Source organism: Kitasatospora sp. NPDC051164 (assembly GCF_044455625.1).
Taxonomy (GTDB): Bacteria; Actinomycetota; Actinomycetes; order Streptomycetales; family Streptomycetaceae; genus Kitasatospora.
In genome coordinates, this window is sequence record NZ_JBITFB010000022.1 from 68,776 (window position 1) to 84,416 (window position 15,641).

General features: G+C 71.2%; 17 protein-coding genes. 6 read left to right on the plus strand and 11 right to left on the minus strand.

The genetic code is table 11. The features are described 5' to 3' along the window. Positions 1 to 181 precede the first annotated feature (181 nt). The 4 genes from ACIBEC_RS29810 to ACIBEC_RS29825 are packed head-to-tail and all read left to right on the plus strand — an operon-like array spanning position 182 to position 3,132. A complete protein-coding gene (locus ACIBEC_RS29810) occupies positions 182 to 1,201 on the plus strand; it encodes a methyltransferase domain-containing protein (RefSeq protein WP_396289289.1) in 1,020 nt (339 codons plus the stop codon). Beyond that, entirely contained in the window at positions 1,198 to 1,593 is a 396-nt protein-coding gene (locus ACIBEC_RS29815; protein ID WP_360502028.1) for a cupin domain-containing protein, read from the plus strand. The genes ACIBEC_RS29810 and ACIBEC_RS29815 overlap by 4 nt, the downstream gene beginning before the upstream one ends. Further along, complete coding sequence (locus tag ACIBEC_RS29820; protein ID WP_360502031.1) at positions 1,590 to 2,630, plus strand: histidinol-phosphate transaminase; 1,041 nt, start codon at positions 1,590 to 1,592, stop codon at positions 2,628 to 2,630. The genes ACIBEC_RS29815 and ACIBEC_RS29820 overlap by 4 nt, the downstream gene beginning before the upstream one ends. Positions 2,631 to 2,667: 37 nt before the next feature. Continuing rightward, positions 2,668 to 3,132: a VOC family protein gene (locus tag ACIBEC_RS29825; protein ID WP_360502034.1), complete on the plus strand. Its 465-nt coding sequence runs from the start codon at positions 2,668 to 2,670 to the stop codon at positions 3,130 to 3,132. Positions 3,133 to 3,298: 166 nt separating this feature from the next. Here the strand turns inward: ACIBEC_RS29825 and ACIBEC_RS29830 are convergent, their stop codons facing one another. The 7 genes from ACIBEC_RS29830 to ACIBEC_RS29860 form a co-directional block, all read right to left on the minus strand. Next, positions 3,299 to 4,144: a class I SAM-dependent methyltransferase gene (locus tag ACIBEC_RS29830; protein ID WP_360502036.1), complete on the minus strand. Its 846-nt coding sequence runs from the start codon at positions 4,142 to 4,144 to the stop codon at positions 3,299 to 3,301. Positions 4,145 to 4,220: 76 nt separating this feature from the next. Continuing rightward, complete coding sequence (locus ACIBEC_RS29835; RefSeq protein WP_360502038.1) at positions 4,221 to 4,961, minus strand: class I SAM-dependent methyltransferase; 741 nt, start codon at positions 4,959 to 4,961, stop codon at positions 4,221 to 4,223. A gap of 109 nt (positions 4,962 to 5,070) precedes the next feature. Continuing rightward, positions 5,071 to 5,868 (minus strand): FAD-binding oxidoreductase, encoded by a 798-nt coding sequence (locus ACIBEC_RS29840; RefSeq protein WP_360502041.1) that lies wholly within the window; start codon positions 5,866 to 5,868, stop codon positions 5,071 to 5,073. A gap of 198 nt (positions 5,869 to 6,066) precedes the next feature. After that, a complete protein-coding gene (locus ACIBEC_RS29845; RefSeq protein ID WP_360502044.1) occupies positions 6,067 to 6,687 on the minus strand; it encodes a response regulator transcription factor in 621 nt (206 codons plus the stop codon). Positions 6,688 to 6,795: 108 nt separating this feature from the next. Then, positions 6,796 to 8,187 (minus strand): MFS transporter, encoded by a 1,392-nt coding sequence (locus tag ACIBEC_RS29850; RefSeq protein ID WP_360502047.1) that lies wholly within the window; start codon positions 8,185 to 8,187, stop codon positions 6,796 to 6,798. A 377-nt stretch (positions 8,188 to 8,564) separates the two neighbouring features. Then, a complete protein-coding gene (locus ACIBEC_RS29855) occupies positions 8,565 to 8,909 on the minus strand; it encodes a VOC family protein (protein WP_360502050.1) in 345 nt (114 codons plus the stop codon). Between the two features lie 13 nt (positions 8,910 to 8,922). Then, positions 8,923 to 9,093, minus strand: coding sequence for a CopG family transcriptional regulator (locus ACIBEC_RS29860; protein WP_360502052.1), 171 nt, complete (start codon positions 9,091 to 9,093; stop codon positions 8,923 to 8,925). Positions 9,094 to 9,425: 332 nt separating this feature from the next. Between ACIBEC_RS29860 and ACIBEC_RS29865 the strand changes: the two genes are divergently transcribed. Beyond that, positions 9,426 to 10,457 carry a class I SAM-dependent methyltransferase gene (locus ACIBEC_RS29865; protein WP_360502055.1) on the plus strand — a complete coding sequence of 344 codons (1,032 nt, stop codon included), beginning with the start codon at positions 9,426 to 9,428 and terminating at the stop codon, positions 10,455 to 10,457. Between the two features lie 85 nt (positions 10,458 to 10,542). On the opposite strand, the gene ACIBEC_RS29870 is transcribed toward ACIBEC_RS29865, so the two are convergent. Then, positions 10,543 to 11,748 (minus strand): cytochrome P450, encoded by a 1,206-nt coding sequence (locus ACIBEC_RS29870; RefSeq protein ID WP_360502057.1) that lies wholly within the window; start codon positions 11,746 to 11,748, stop codon positions 10,543 to 10,545. A gap of 328 nt (positions 11,749 to 12,076) precedes the next feature. On the opposite strand from ACIBEC_RS29870, the gene ACIBEC_RS29875 reads away from it, so the two are divergent. Beyond that, positions 12,077 to 12,934 (plus strand): class I SAM-dependent methyltransferase, encoded by an 858-nt coding sequence (locus ACIBEC_RS29875; protein ID WP_360502059.1) that lies wholly within the window; start codon positions 12,077 to 12,079, stop codon positions 12,932 to 12,934. A 34-nt stretch (positions 12,935 to 12,968) separates the two neighbouring features. On the opposite strand, the gene ACIBEC_RS29880 is transcribed toward ACIBEC_RS29875, so the two are convergent. The 3 genes from ACIBEC_RS29880 to ACIBEC_RS29890 form a co-directional block, all read right to left on the minus strand. Further along, complete coding sequence (locus ACIBEC_RS29880) at positions 12,969 to 13,826, minus strand: class I SAM-dependent methyltransferase (protein ID WP_360502062.1); 858 nt, start codon at positions 13,824 to 13,826, stop codon at positions 12,969 to 12,971. 332 nt (positions 13,827 to 14,158) lie between these two features. Next, positions 14,159 to 14,344 (minus strand): tautomerase family protein, encoded by a 186-nt coding sequence (locus tag ACIBEC_RS29885; protein ID WP_360502064.1) that lies wholly within the window; start codon positions 14,342 to 14,344, stop codon positions 14,159 to 14,161. Between the two features lie 228 nt (positions 14,345 to 14,572). Beyond that, positions 14,573 to 15,601 carry a ParB N-terminal domain-containing protein gene (locus ACIBEC_RS29890; RefSeq protein WP_360502067.1) on the minus strand — a complete coding sequence of 343 codons (1,029 nt, stop codon included), beginning with the start codon at positions 15,599 to 15,601 and terminating at the stop codon, positions 14,573 to 14,575. Between the last annotated feature and the right edge of the window lie 40 nt (positions 15,602 to 15,641).

Genomic DNA, 15,641 nt, shown 5'->3' on the forward strand with positions numbered 1-15,641 from the left:
CAACCCGGCCCCACACGCCGCCCTCAGTAGGTACCCGCGGCGGGGCGGCGCCCCGCCCCCCCCCCCCGCCCCCGCCCGCGGGGGGGGGGCGGGGGGGGGGGGCGCCCCCCCCCCGCCGACGCACCGGTTTTCCGCAGTGAGATCTGAGAGGTGTGAATTGTCGTCGGCACAAGCACTCCCTGTGCAATGGCAAGGCCAGGCGCTGACCCCGTTGAATCCGGACACCGCGTTCAACGGCTACATCTGCGCGAACGTGGTGCACGCGCTGGCACAGCTCGGAGTCTTCCAACACCTGACCGCAGAGCGGACGCTCGACGTTCCCTCGTTCTGCGCCACCAACACACTGGACACCGCCGTGTTCCGGGCGCTCGTCCGGGCCGCGGGCTCGTTCGGGTACCTCGACGTGCACGGTGACCGGGTCCAGGCGACCGCCCTCAGCGAGGACGTCGCCCGGGCCCTGGGCTTCTTCACCTGGGGCGTCGGCGGCTACCACGACATCTTCGCCAACGCGGCGCCGGTCGCTCGCGGCGACCGCCGCTTCCGCGTCGACCTGGAACGCGACGAGGCCATGGTCGCACTCGGATCCGCCCAGGCGGACACCGCGCTGATGCGCCACATCCTCGACGAGGAGATCGCCGGCATCGACTTCCGCACCCTGGTCGACCTCGGCGCGGGCGTCAGCGAGCGGATCTCCCGGCTGGTCAAGGACCGGCCCGGCAGCCGCGGGATCGGCATCGACATCAGCCGGCCCGCGACGGTGCTGGCGCACGAGACGGTCGCCAGGCACGGCCTGAGCGGCACCGTGCAGCCGGTCTGCGCGGACGTGCTCGACATCCTCTTCAAGGACCACCAGGTCGACGGCGGCGACGAGGCCGACGTCGTGATGAGCTTCATGTTCCTGCACGACCTGCTGGCCGATCCGGGGCGCCGCGAGGAGGTCATCCCCCGGCTGCGCAAGTCCTTCCCGGAGGCGCGGGTCTTCCTGCTGGCCGACACCACGATCCGGCCGCGCACCGAGGGCGAGGACTCCCGGCTGCCGGTCTTCTCCAGCGGTTTCGAACTCGCCCACGCGCTGATGGGCGTGCCCATCCACACCCGTGAGGAGTACGAGCGGCTCTTCGAACGCGGCGGGATGCACCTGCGCCGCACGGTGCCGTTCGGCGCTCCGTACACCTACCTGTTCGTCCTGGAGGCGTCGTGACCGTGCAGGACCGGGCGACCGGAACGGACGCCGAGATCATCACCGCACTGCCCATCCCGCTCGCGGTCGCCGGACACCACCGGCCCGCGCCCTTCTACGTCACCGCGGAGATGTTCGGCGGGCTGCCCGTGCAGCTCGCCGGCGGGGAGCTGAGCAAGCTCGTCGGCCGGCCCGTCGCCGCTCCGCACACCCATGACGTCGACGAGCTCTACCTGCTGGTCTCGCCCGAACCGGGCCAGGCCCGCATCGAGGTCCATCTCGACGGCGTGCGCCACGAGTTGGTGTCACCGGCGGTGATGCGGATCCCGGCCGGCAGCGAGCACTGCTTCCTCACACTGGAGGCCACGGTGGGGAGTTACTGCTTCGGGATCCTGGTCGGAGATCATCTGTGACCTACAACACCAGTGTCCCGTCGGCGGATTCGCTGGTGCGCCTGCACCTCAGCGAGAGTCCGTTCGGCGCGAGCCCCGCCGCGGTCGCGGCGGTGACCGGGGAACTGGACCGCATCAACCGCTACCCGTCGCCGGAGCGCGAGGGGCTCGTCCGGCACCTCAGCCGGCACTGGGAGGTGCCCGAGGAGCAGATCGCGGTGGCCAACGGCAGCGACGAGCTGGTGCTGGCGACCGCGCTCACCCTCGGCGACCGGGACCGCCCCGGCCTCGTCAACGCCGGCACCTTCCCCGGCTACCTGGCGGCGCTGGAGCGCATCGGCCGGGGCGCCGTCCGGGTACCGCTCGACGGCCCCCGGATCGACCCCGCGGCGTTCGCGGAGCGGCTCCCCGAGTGCGGGATCGGCTACGTGTGCAATCCGCACAACCCGTGCGGCACCGCACTGCCGGGGGCGGCGCTCGACACGCTGGCCGCCGCGGCGCGCGGCAGCGCCACCCCGCTCGTCTTCGACGAGGCGTACCACGAGTTCGGCCCCGCGGACCAGCCGCAGGCCAGGAGCCTGCTGCGGGACGGCACCCCGGTGCTCGCCCTGCGCACCTTCTCCAAGGCCTACGGGCTGGCGGCGCTGCGGATCGGCTACGCGCTCGGCCCCGCCGAGCTGATCGCCGAGGTGCGCCGGACGCTGGCCGTGCTGCCGTTCAGCGTGAACCGGGCCGCGCAGGCCGCCGCGGTGGCGGCCCTCGCGGACCAGGAGTTCCTGGTCCGCGTCCGGCGGGAGACCGAGGAGCGGCGCCGCCGGTTCTGCGCCGAGCTCGACCGCCGCGGGTACCCCTGGCTGCCCTCGGTCACCAACTTCGTGACCGTCGCGGTCCCCGACTCCGGCAAGGCCCAGGACGTCCTGGCCCGGGACCACGGCATCCTCGTGCGCGACACCGGGATGTTCGGCTTCCCCGGTCACCTGCGGATCTCCCTCGGCACCGAGGAGGAGCTGTGGGCGGTCCTCGACGCGCTCGACCAGATCACCGCGGGCGTGCGGTAGCCGCGCTCCGCATCCGACGCATCTTTGGAGGTCAACCGTGGTCAAGCCGATTCCGGACGGCTACGCCGAACTGACGGCGTACCTGTCCGTGGCCGACACGGACGCAGCGATCGCCTTCTACTCCCGGGCCTTCGGGGCGAAGGAGCTGCAGCGGTACACCGCGCCCGACGGCTCGGTGCCGCACGCGCAGATCCGGATCGGCGGCACCATCGTGATGCTGTCCGACGAGTCCCCCGCGGCCGGTCTGCCCGGCCCCGGGGCCCTCGGCGGCACGCCGGTCACCCTGTACCTGTTCGTGGCGGACGTGGACGCCGCCTTCGCCCGGGCCGTGCGGGCCGGCGCGGAGGCGAAGCGCCCAGTCCAGGACCAGTTCTTCGGCGAGCGGACGGGGCAGCTCCTCGACCCGTTCGGGCACCGCTGGACGCTCGCCACCCGCATCGAGGACGTGAGCCCGGAGGAGTTCGAGCGGCGGGCGAACGCGTACGTCCGGGGCAGGGGCTGACACCACCGCACCCATCGGGCTCCGGGCCTGCCGCGCACCCGCGGCAGGCCCGGAGCCGTTCGCGCACCCGGCGCACCAGGCACACGAGGGCTGCGGCACCAACGCGGAACCAGCCTGCTCGACATGACGTATCGTCAGTTCACGCAGGCTGGTTCGTCGTCACGCCTCAGGTGGTGGCGAGCAGCAGTTCCTCGATGGTCGAGGGCCGGAGGCCGTCCGCCCGGCCGGCGAAGTAGCGCTCGGCGAGATCGCCCGCGGAGAGGTGCTCGACGTGCCGGAACCCGGCTTCCTTGGCCATCCGCAGGATGTCGTCCGGGCCGAAGAAGCTGCGGAACGGCGTCCCGTCGGCGCGCGCGGCGTGCTCCACCCCTTCCCGCGCGCCCCGCTCCTCCGGGTCGACCAGGTCGACCGGCTGCATGAACGTCATGGCCAGGGCGGAGCCCTCGGCCAGGGCCGCGGCCTTGCGGAGCGTGTCGGCGACCGCGTCCCTGCTGAGGTACATGGTCACGCCGGAGCAGGCCAGCACCGCCCGGCGGCCGGGGTCGAAGCCCTCCTCCGTCAGGCGCTGCCACCAGTCGTCGTCCGCCTCGAAGTCGACGGGGACCAGCCGCAGCCCCTCGGGCACCCCGTGGCCCAGCTCGGTCAACCGCGCCCGCTTCCACGCCTGCGTCTCCGGCTGGTCCACCTCGAAGACCCGCACGCCTTCGGCGCCCCGCGGACGCCGCTGCGCGAAGGTGTCGAGGCCGGCGCCGAGGATGACGTACTGGTCGACGCCCCGGCCGGCCTGCTCGACGACCAGGTCCTCGGTGAATCGGGCCCGGGCCACGATGGACGCCCGCGCCCGGGCGCTGCGCACCGGGTCCATGTCCGGCCGGGACCGCCAGTCGTCGCCCGGTGCCACCAGCCGCTCACCGAGTTCGTCCTCGAACACGTGCGGCTCGGGATCGGCCCGGACGTGCAGGGCCCGCCACAACGCGGTCCGGATCGCGGTCTTGTCCGCCGTCGCCGTCACTGCTGATTCCTCTCCGTCGGGCCCTCGTGGGCCTCGTGGTCATGGGCTCCCGGGTCCGGCCGGGAGCGGTCCGTCGTCACGCGGGCGCGGGGCCGGTGCCGCCGGCTGCGGCAGCGGCCCCGGCGGGCAGGTACTCCGACTCCAGCACCAGGTCCTTGACCCACGACTGGTATTCGACGTGGGCGTGGTGCTCGCGGGTGCGCCACTGCGTGCCCTCGCGCTCACGCAGGTACGCGCGGTAGTGCGGCGCGCCGGGCACCTTCATGTTGTCGGCCAGCACGATGGAGCCCGGGTGGAGCCACCGCTGGTCGAGGATGCGTTGCAGGTCCGGCAGGTAGGCCCGGGCGATGTGGTCGACGAAGACGAAGTCCAGGAGGCCCGGGCCGAAGCCGTGCTCCGAGTTGAGGCGGTCGATGGTGCGCCCGTCGTCCCCGAGCGTGCCGTGGAGCACGGTGACCCGCTCCCCCAGCCCGGCGTGGTCCCAGATGCGTCGGGCCACCGAGGCGTTGGCGGCGCTGAACTCGATCGAGCAGAGCCGGGCCTGCGGCGCCATCACCCGGGACATCCGCAGCGCGCTGTACCCGCAGTACGTGCCGAGCTCCAGCAGCAGCCGGGGCTCGGCCCGCCGCACCGCGGCGTCCAGCACCAAGCCCTTCTCGTCCCCGATGTTGATCAGCGTGGCCTGCCGGTAGGCGTACTCGTCGATCACCCGGATCGCGTCGTCGACGTCCCCGGGGGCGGCGTGCGCGAGCACGTAGTCGGCGAGCGCCTCCTCCCGGCCGTCACCGACCTGGCCCGTCCGGGTCAGGTTGCCCATCCGCATCAGCATACTCAGCCGTTTCGCCATCACCGATCTCCGATCCGGGGTCCGCTCGTAGGGGTAAGTGCCGTTCGGCGTCGGTACGTCAAGTGTCGAGCGTCCGGGGTCAAGGCAGCATCAGCTGCAGGCGGTTGACGCTCCGCGAGGTCCACGCGCACGGATCCGCGCCGGGCGACCGCTCCGGGAACGCGGTGCGGTTCGGCGGCCGGTACTGTTCCAGGTGCGTCCGCTCGGACGGAACCCCCAGCGCGGCCAGCGCCTCGACCGCACCGGCTACGAACGGCCCCGGGCCGCACACGTACGCTTCGCGGTCGCGGCACGGCGCGGCCAGCGCCCGCAGCCCGGCCGCGTCCGGCAGCCCCTGCCGGGACTCCAGCCAGTGCCGGACGGTGAACCGGTCCGGGTGGGCGGCGGCGAGGTCGGTCAGCTGCTCCCCGAAGATCACCGATCGCTCGTCACGGTTGGCGTAGATCAGGGTGAGCCGGCCCGAACCGGCGGCCAGCGCCGACTTGATCATCGACATCACCGGGGTGATGCCGCTTCCGGCGGCCAGGAAGAGGAAGTCGCCGTCGAGCGAGGCGGGGGTGAACCGGCCCGCCGGCGGCTGGACGTGCACCACGCTGCCGACCCGCACGCTGCCCAGCAGCCAGTCGGAGGCACGGCCGGTCTGCGTCCGCTTCACCGTCACCATCAGGGGATCCGCGGTGTGCGGCGAACTCGACAGCGAATAGCAGCGGGTGACGGATCCATGCTCGGCGTCGGGGATGTGGACGGTGAGGAACTGCCCCGGCCGGTACTGGAATTCCTCGGCGAGGTCGTCGGGGACGTCGAACACCAACGAGCGGGCGTCCTCCGTCTCGACGATCACCTCGGCCACCCGTAACGCGTGGAAACGCTGGTCCATCGCCGTCCTCGCTTCGTGAAATGCGACGAGAAAGTGCTGGCAACGCTACCGTGCGGGTCTCTGGTCGCGTACGCGTGCCCGACTGGGGACTTCCCCCAGTCGGACACCCGAATTCCCGCTCGGCGTATGGTTTTTGGCTGTCCGTCAGCCGCGACTCGTTCCGGCCGGCTGCCAGCCGCGACTCGCTCCGGCTGCCCGTCAGCGTCGGGTGGCGGGCTGGACCCCGGCTCGCGTGGCCGTGCGGCGTGTGCCGGGCAGCCGGGCCCCAGCGGACCCGGCCGGACCGACGTTCCGGACCAGTTGGAGCATGTCGCACCGGCCGCTCTCCGGCTCGGAGTAGCGCCCGGTGGGCGACAGCGGCCGGCTGAGGTGCTCCAGCACCCACTCGGACGCGGAGGAATCGAAGACCAGCCCGCCCGCGCGCACCATCTCCACCCCGAGCACCAGGTCCTGCCAGCGGGCGCCGTTGAGCAGGTAGCCACGGGCCCCGGCGCGCATCGCGGAGAGCAGGGCCTCCCGGTCGTCGAGCGGACTGATGATGAGCACGGCCGTCTCCGGGCAGCAGCCGGTGATCGGGGTGATCACCTCGGCGATGCTCTGGCCCGGCTGGACGATGTCCATCACCACGACCTGGGGGCGCAGCGTGTGCGCCATCGCCACCGCGTCCGAACCGGTTCCGGACTCACCGACGACGTGGAACGACTCCACCTCGTCGAGCAGGATGTGCAGACCGGATCGGTAGATCGGGTGGTCGCCTGCGATCAGCACCGTGGTGCGCGAGCCGCCGGGTGCCTTCGACGTCGCTGTCCGGATCACCATTCTCCCGCCAACTAGTCGGTCGACAGTTGCCTTGTTGCCCGCCGCCGCGAGGGCTTGCCTCCCGGGCACTCGGGACCGCGAGGCGAGCCCCCGCGGCGGCGGGTCCCGCTACGACGTGCCGGCCTTCCGGCCCGCTCCGCGCAGGGCGGAGAGGACCGCCGCGAGGATCATGATCCCCATCATGGTGTAGAAGGCCGCCTTCAGGCCGTGGGCGAAGGCGCCCGCGAGCTCGCCGTTCAGCTTGCTGGTGCCCACGAAGATCTCGAACGCCAGGTTCCGCGGGATCGAGTGCGAGGCCACGAGCATGGCGGTGGTGAAGGAGAAGACCATGCCGATGCTGGAGAAGGTGCGCAGCACGCCGGAGGCGATGCCCAGCCGGTCGGGTGGGGCCGCCTTCATCACGGCGGTGCTGTTGGCCGGGAAGAAGAAGCTGCCGCCGATCATCATCACGAGGTTGCCGATGGCGGTCAGCCACAGGCTGCTCGTCGTGGTCATCTGGGCGAAGATCCCCATCGCGACGACCGAGATGCCGAGCCCCATGGTCGCGGGGATGACCGACCCGAGTTTGTCGGTGAGCTTGCCGGCATAGGGCCCCACCACCGCGCCGATCACATAGCCCGGGACGAGCAGCATCGAGGCGTCGATCGGGTCCATCCCGCGGGTGCCCTGGAGGTACATGATGACCAGGAAGAGCACCGCGAAGCTGCCGATGCCCTGGAGCATCGAGGCCAGGAGCGAGGGCGCCATCGACGGGATGCGGAACAGGGACAGGTCGAGGGTCGGCTCCTTCTGCTTCAGCTCGACGAAGACGAACGCCACCAGGAGCAGGATGCCGCCGACCAGGTATCCGATCAGGGTCGCGTCGAGCGGGCCGGACGCCAGTCCGGTCATCGCCCAGAGCACCCCGAAGAGGCCCAGGCCCAGCGTGATCATGCCGGCGAAGTCGAACTTCCGGCGCTGCCGCTCGCTGGTGTCGCGCAGCACCCGCTGCGCCAGCACCAGCGCGATGATGCCGATCGGCACGTTGACCCAGAAGATCCACTGCCACGACACGTAGGTCACCATGACGCCGCCGGCCAGGACTCCGAGGACCGAGCCGAACGAGTAGCCGAAGGCGTTGTAGCCGTAGGCGCGGCCGCGTTCCTGCGGCGGGTAGAGCTCCGAGATGATCGCGCCGCTGTTGGAGGCGATCAGTGCGGCGCCGACCCCTTGGACGAGCCGGGCGCCGATGATGCTCGACGCGTTCCAGGCGACGGCGCAGAGCACCGAGCCGAGGGTGAACACCAGGAAGCCGGCTTTGTACATGCGCACCCGGCCGAACATGTCACCGAACCGGCCCAGCTGGGTGGCGAGTACGGTGACCACGAGGAGGTAGCCGACGACCACCCACGTCACGGCGGACAGGGTGATGCTCAGGTCCTCTTCGATCGCCGGGAGGGCGAGTACCACGATCGTGCCGTCGACCGCGGAGATGAGCACGCCGATCATCACGACGAGCATGCCGAGGCCCCGCCGTGGCGGTGTTAACCGCGAGGTGTCCTCCGCCGTGGCCGAGATGCTTTCACTGACCATCGCTAACCAACCCCGCATCCCTCTGATGACTATTACACTAGATTGCTAGCATGCTGGCGCGAAAAGGGCCACGGCCGGCCACGGCTCTCCACCACGAACAAGGGGGCACCGCATTGGTGGACCATGTTCGCAGCACGTTCACCGAAGCCACCACCGTCTCAGCCCGTTCCACGCGCCGCACACGGGGAACGCCCCCGGCCCCGAAGGGAATCGGGGGCGTTCGACGGGGTGGGAGCGCGCCGGACGTCAGGGGTAACCACCGGGTTCCGGCGGCCGTCGACGCGCTCCCACCTCGCGACAGCCGCTCAGCCCTTGAGCGGCGCCTCGATGCTCCACTCCCGTCCGTCCGGGTCGCGGACCACCATGCGCTGGGTGCCCCAGTGGGTCTCCTCGAACGGGGAGACCACCTCGACGATCGGATCGGGCCGGAAGGTCTCCGCGTCCTCGACGCGGAGCACGAGCTGGACCTGCGGTGCACGCTCCTCAGGGATCTCGCTGACGACGAAGTACGGTCCTTCGTCGTTCTTGAGCATCCCGGAACCGTGCTCGGTGGCGAACTCGATCTTGAAGCCCAGAGACTCCAGGAACTTGGCCGTCTTGCCCCAGTTGTGAGTCTCTACGTAAACGCCCTCGGCACCCCGGGTCGTCATGTGTTGATTCCTCTCACGCGGTTCCGTCTTGTATGTGCTTCTGGCGCTCGGCGAGATGGTTGCGCAGTGCCTCGGCAACCAGTGCCGACAGCGACAGCTCGCGGTCGATGGCGTAGTGCTTCACCTGCCGAATCAGCTCCACCGGCAGGTAGACGTTGAACTGCTTTACCTCTTCGGCAGTCATGCTAGCATGCTAGCACTGCCGGGGTGGGTCGTAAAGAAGTGGCACCGAGTACCGGACGGCCGCAAGGGCCTCGTGTAACCGGGCAGCCGCGCGGGCCCCGCGCCCCGGCCGGCGCCGTCCGCTCCACCGCACTCCACTGCACTCCACCGCACTCGACTGCCCGAATAGCGCCCGAGCATTCCGGGAACGGCGGCCGATCCGCGGACCGGCCCCCCCAATGGCGGAAATGCACAGACGGCCCGAACTCCCCCGCGTGGAACGCAAGTTCCCCACCCCGACGAGTTCCCCGACCAAGCACCCCGCGTTATGCTCGGCCCATGCGATTCGGCTTAATGGCAAGCAATCCACTTGAATGGCTGCTGGTCAAGTTCAATTTGATCGCGCGGCCCGTCCTCGACACCCAGGTAGCGGGCACATACGTCCACGTCATCATGGCCGCCGTCAAGGTCGGCCTGTTCGACACAATGGCCCACGGCCCCGCCACCGCCGAAAAGATCGCGGCCGACTGCGGTATCCATCCCGACGGCGCCGCGAAACTGCTCCCCGCGCTGGCGGCATCCGGATATCTGCGCGCCCGGGGCGACCAGTACGAACTCAGCCCGCTCTCCCGCAAATGGCTGGTCACTACCAGCAAGCACGCGGTGAACGACAAACTGATGCTGCAGTTCTACGAACTGGGGCTGATGGCGCGGGCCGACGAGTACCTGCGCAGCGGAAAGCCGCTGGACTTCCACACCGGCATGAGCGACGAGGTGTGGGACTCCTACCAGCGCGGCATGAAGTGCCTGACGACCGGTCAGACCGGCATGGTGGCCAAGGCCATCCCGGTCCCCGCGGGCGCCACCGATCTGCTCGACATCGGCGGCTCGCACGGGGCCTACTCGGTCGCGCTGTGCCGCCGCCACCCGTCGCTGCGCGCCGTCGTCTTCGACCTGCCCGACGCCGTCCGGCACGCCGCGCCGCTGCTGGCCGAGGAGCGGATGGGCACCCGGGTGCGCCACCAGCCCGGCAACGCGCTGACCGACGACTTCGGCGAGGAGTGCTACGACGCCGTGGTGATCATCGGCGTCGCGCACCACTTCAGCGACGCACAGAACCGCGAGCTCACCGCCAAGGTGGCCCGCGCGCTGCGCCCCGGCGGGACCTACACCATCGCCGAGTTCCCCGCCGCCAGCGGCGAGGGCAAGACGCAGCAGCTGGCCGCGCTGCGGGACTTCTACTTCGCCCTGGCCAGCGAGTCCGGCACCTGGTCGCCCTCGCAGATGGCCGCCTGGCAGCGCGCCGCCGGCCTCCGGCCCGCCAAGCCGGTACGGCTTCCCGCCAGCGGCGGCCTCAACCTCCAGTCGGGCCACAAGCCCCGTTGACCTGACATGCCCCTGGCCCGGCCTCCGCGAACGGAGGCCGGGCCAGGGGCATGTCGCAGGCGTCAGGCTGTGGGCAAGGCCCGCCTCACACCGTGACCTGCACGGAGACCGGGCCCCGGGTGATCATCAGCGGCTGCCAGACGATCTCCTCGGCCAACGCCAGCCGGTCGAACCGGCGCACCAGGCGGCCCACGGCGATCCGGGCCTCCAGCCGCGCCAGTGCGGCTCCCAGGCAGTGGTGCGGCCCGCCGCCGAAGGAGACGTGCTTGCGGGCGTTCGGCCGGTCCAGCCGCAGCTCGGCCGCGGACGGACCGAAGACCTCCTCGTCGCGGTTGGCCGAGGCCAGGCCGGCCAGCACCGTCGCCCCCGCGGGGATCACCGTGCCGCTCGCCTCGTGGGGCGAGCGGGTGATCCGGCGCGAGTACTGCACGGAGGTGTCGTACCGCAGCAGTTCGTCGGCCGCGTTCGCGTCCAGGTCGGGGCGTTCGCGCAGCAGGCGGAGCTGTCCGGGGTGGCGGAGCAGCGCCACCAGGCCGTTGGCCAGCAGGTTCATGGTGGTCGCGTAGCCGGCCAGGTACAGCAGCACGACCTGGGCGATGAGCTCCTCGTCGCTGAGCACGTCGCCGTCGTCCTCGGCCCGGATCAGCTGGGTCAGCAGGTCCGGATCCTCCCGGACGAGGTTGCGGCGCTTGGCCTCGATCACGGTGGCGACGCGGTCGACGAGTTCGGTCTCGGCCGTCTCGATCGCCTTGATGAGCTCCGGGGTCGGCTCGGCAACCGGCTCCAGCGAGTGCGCCAGGATCTCGGCCCGCTCCCGCAGCCAGTGGTAGTCGGCTTCCATGCCCAGCATGTCGCAGATCACCAACAGCGGCAGCGGGTAGGCGAGTTCGGATACCAGGTCGGCCTGGCCGTGCTCGGCCGCCCGCTGTTCGACGCGGTCCAGTGCCTCGTCGACGAGGCCGGTGATCAGCGGGGCGAGCGCGTTGATGGCCCGCTCGGTGAACACCTTGGTGAGCAGCTTGCGGAGCCGGGTGTGGTCCGGCGGGTCCTGGTCCATCATGGACAGGGAGTGGATCCGGCTCTTGGCGACGTTGTCGTCCTCCACCGAGTGGTCGGCCCGCAACAGGTTGACCACGTCCGCGTGCCTGGTGACGATCCAGAAACCCGCCGGGTGCCGGTACACCGGATTGGTCGCGCGCAGTTTCGCGAAGTGCGGATACGGGTCGTCAGAAACTCCCGGTGCGAAGGGATCGAAGGCGTACGGCTGCCCGCTCGTGGCCGCACTCGTCATGGGTGGTGGTGTTTTCCGGTCGACCATGGGATTCCATCCCGTCCTGTCGGAAGTCGGCGGGCCGAAAATGCCGTCGGACGAGGGCATTCGACCAGTTCCGTTTATAGGTAGTGAGGTTGACGGCTGGCAAGGCGGAGCGGACCGGGACGACGCCGGGCCGTCCGAGTGGGGAATCTCCCCACTCGACTGTCGGCGAATGCGCCCGCCGCCGTCCGGTCGCGGTGTTTCCGGGCCTTGCTTGACGCGTAAATCCGGGCTCTCGAAACTCGGAACCGGGGACGCGGTCCCCCGTGCACGCACCCTTCGCCACTGACCCGAGAGGTTGACCGTGCCTACTGAGAAATCGAAGGTACCGGACGAGACAGCAGTGCGGGTGGCCCTCTGGCGGGCCCTGCACGTGCGGACCGACGCGCCTCCGCACGTGGTCGAGGACGAGATCGGACTGCGCCTGGTGTCCCCCGGCGAGGACTGGCACCGGCGTCCGGACATGGCCGGGGACGGGATGCGCGGGTTCCGGGCCGGTGTGGTGGCCCGGGCCCGGTTCGTCGAGGACCTGGTGGCCGAGCAGTGCGCCGCCGGTGTGACCCAGTACGTGATCCTCGGTGCGGGACTGGACACCTTCGTCCAGCGCCGGCCCGAATTCGCCGACCGGCTGCGGGTGTTCGAGATCGACCAGCCCGCGACCCAGGAGTGGAAGCGCCGGCGGCTGGCCGAACTCGGCCACGGATCCTCGACATGGCAGCACTGGGTGCCGGTCGACTTCGAGACCGGCGAGGTGTGGTGGGACCGGCTGGTCGAGAACGGCTTCGACCCGGACCGGCCCGCGGTGCTGGCGTGCGCGGGCGTCACCATGTATCTCAGCGAGGAGGCGGTGCGGGACACCCTGGACCAGGCCGCGCGGGCCGCCGCCGGCTCGACGCTGGCGATGACCTTCATCCTGCCCACCGCCTTCGACGAACCGGAGGATCCCGCCGCGCACGCGGCCGCGGGCAAACCGAAGCCCGGGCCCCGGGTGCAGTTCCGCAGCCACTTCACCCCCGACGCGATACTGGGCCTCGCCCGGAAGGCCGGATTCCGCAAGGCCCAGTACGTCTCCACCGAGGAGATCACCGCGCGCTACTTCGCCGGCCGGACCGACGACTTCCGTCCGGCGGCCGGCGAGCCCTTCATGCTGGCGCACACCTGACGGCTGCCCGGCGCACGGGGGCGCCGGTCGGCCGTCACGTGGTGACGACCAGGAGTTCCTCCGCGTTGGAGGGCCGCAGACCGTCCGCGCGGTCGGCGAAGTAGCGGGCGGTCAGGGCGGTGGCGGGGATGTGCTCGGCCGTGCGGAAACCCGCGTCGCGGGCCAGCGCCAGCATCTCCTCGGGCTCGAAAAAGCTGGTGAACGGCGTGCCGAAGGCGCGCGCGGCCTCCTCCACCCGGGCGCGGAGCTCCCGGGGGCCCGGTTCGACCATGGCGAGCGGGAGTTGGAAGGTGGTGGCCAGTGTCGAGCCGGGGGCCAGCGCGGTGCCCTGGCGCAGCATGGCCACGACGGCCTCCCGGCCGAGGAAGGTGGTGACGCCGAGCGAGACGACGACGGCGGGCTGCCCGGCGTCGAAGCCCGCCGTCACCGCGGCCTCCCACCAGGATCCGCCCGACTCGAGGTCGTACGGCACGAAGTGCGGTCCGGCGGGGGTGTCGAGGCCGAGTTCCGCCAGCCGCCGCCGCTTCCATGACTGCGGTCCTGGCGAGTCGACTTCGAAAACCCGCAACGACGGGAGGAGTTCGGTGCGGCGCTGGGCGAAGGTGTCCAGGCCGGCGCCGAGGATGACGTACTGGCCCACGCCGCGGCCGAGTTGTTCGAGGACCAGGTCCTCGGCGAACCGGGCGCGGGTGATGACGGCGGCCCGGGCGAACGGGTTGTCGTCCGGGTCCATGTCGGGGCGGCGGCGCCAGTCGCTGCCCGGATCGGCTAGACGGAGACCGAGTTCGTCGTCGAACACCGCCGGCGGGTCGTCGTGTTGCACGTGGAGCGCGCGCCACAGGGCGGTACGCACCGCGGTGCTGCTGGGCTCGGCGCGGGTCTGCTCAGGCATGGTGCCCCCTTGCGGCGGCCCGGCCGTGCGGCGTTCCGGGGGCTGGTGTTCCGGGGCTTGGGGTTCCGGTGTGCCGGATGGTCATGTCCGGTGTCCTCCCGATCGCAACCTGCGGGGTGCGGATCGGCGAGGGGGCTGCGCGGCGCGGTCCCGGGCGTGCGGACAGCGCTTTCCCTGCTGGAATTCGCGGGTGGATCGACGCGCAGCACCACGCACGTCAGGCTGCTGACGGCCTCGCCGTCCGATGACGCGAAGGTAGCGCGCCCGCTGTCGAGATCGCCAGGCAACCGGGCGGTGGAACGGCCGGGCCGGGGGGCGGCCCGGCCGTTCGCTCAGAGCTCGGAGGCCAGCGTCCCGCCGCGACCCCAGTGGTCCGTCTCGACATCGTTGATGATCACGGTGACGGCGGCCTCGGGGCACTTCACGATCCGCGCGACCGTCGCCGTCACCTCCTCGACGAGCTGGCGGCGCTCGGCCACTCCCACACCCTTCCACCAGTTCACCTGTACCAGGGGCATGTCCGGTTCCTCTCCGTCCGACCTGTCCAGCCTGTCCAACCTGTCCGGCCTATCGGATCCATCGGATCTCTCGGGTCTCTCGGATCCGTCCGCGATTCGGCTGCTCACGCGGCGGTCCGCACCGTTGCCGACCGTCGCACCCGGGAAAGTCCTTCGTCGCGGCGGTGGACCGCGGGCGGTCCGTACCGCCAAGATGCACATGCGGGGTCGGTCCCTCCTCCTTCTCCGCTACTCCTTCTCCGCGTCCCGCTGTCGCTGCTCCACGGCGGCCGCGAAGTTCTGCCACATCCGGCCGCACTCCTGGGCCAGTTGCACGATGTCGGCCGCCCGGTGGGCGGGTACGTCCCCGCTGACCCGGGCCCAGGCATCCGCGTTTAGCGCATACATGTCAAGCAAGCGCAGCAAAAGACGCCCCGATTCGGAGAACCGCAGCGAAGGATCGCTGCGCAGGCTGCGCATCAACGCGGACCGGTCGGCCGGCCCGGACGCCTGGATCCGGACGCAGACGGTGGCCCGCCCGGACGCCGCGCGCCGCTCGCGGTCCTGGTCGCGGTCCTGGTCCTGGTCCTGGTCCTGGTCCGGCAGGCCCCGCGGTTCGGACGCCGTCAGGGCCTCGGCACGGCGCGAGTCGTCCCGGACATTGCGCACGGTGTCCGGGCTGACCCCGGCCTCCCGGGCGATCTCGCGCAGCGACGCGTCCTGCCGGTCCGCGAGCAGGCTGCTCACCCTGGCCCGGGCCGCGGCACCGTTGACCGGCCGCATCCGGCCGTCCCGGCCGCGGCGGTGGGTGATCGGTTCGGCGTCCTGGCCGGAACGCCGGCGGATCGACCCCACCGTCTTGTGCGAGAGTCCCACGACCGCGGCGATCGCCCGGTCGGACCACTCCGGGTAGGCGCCGAGGATCCGCTCGGTGGCCGCCGTCCGTTCGGCCCGCGACAGCGGCAGCCCGTGCGTGACGTTCTTCTCGACCGCGAGCACGAACGCCTCGTCGCTGTCGCAGTCACAGAAGTCGACGTCGATGGCCTCCTGACCGCGCAGTTTCGCCGCCAGGAGGCGGTGGGCGCCGTCGACCACGCGCATCGTGCGGCGGTTGACGAGGATGGGCGGCAGCGCGGCGTCGGAGTTCGCCAGCAGACGGGCGTGCTCGTGGTTGGGCCCGGACAGGCGGGGTGAATCGGGCTGCACGATGTCGGTGAGCGGCAGGCGGGTCAGGGCCGCCGGAGGCGCGGACCTCCCGTCGTCAGTCCTCTCGATCACGCCACCAACGGGCTGAGGGTTCACAATGCCACCTTCCTGC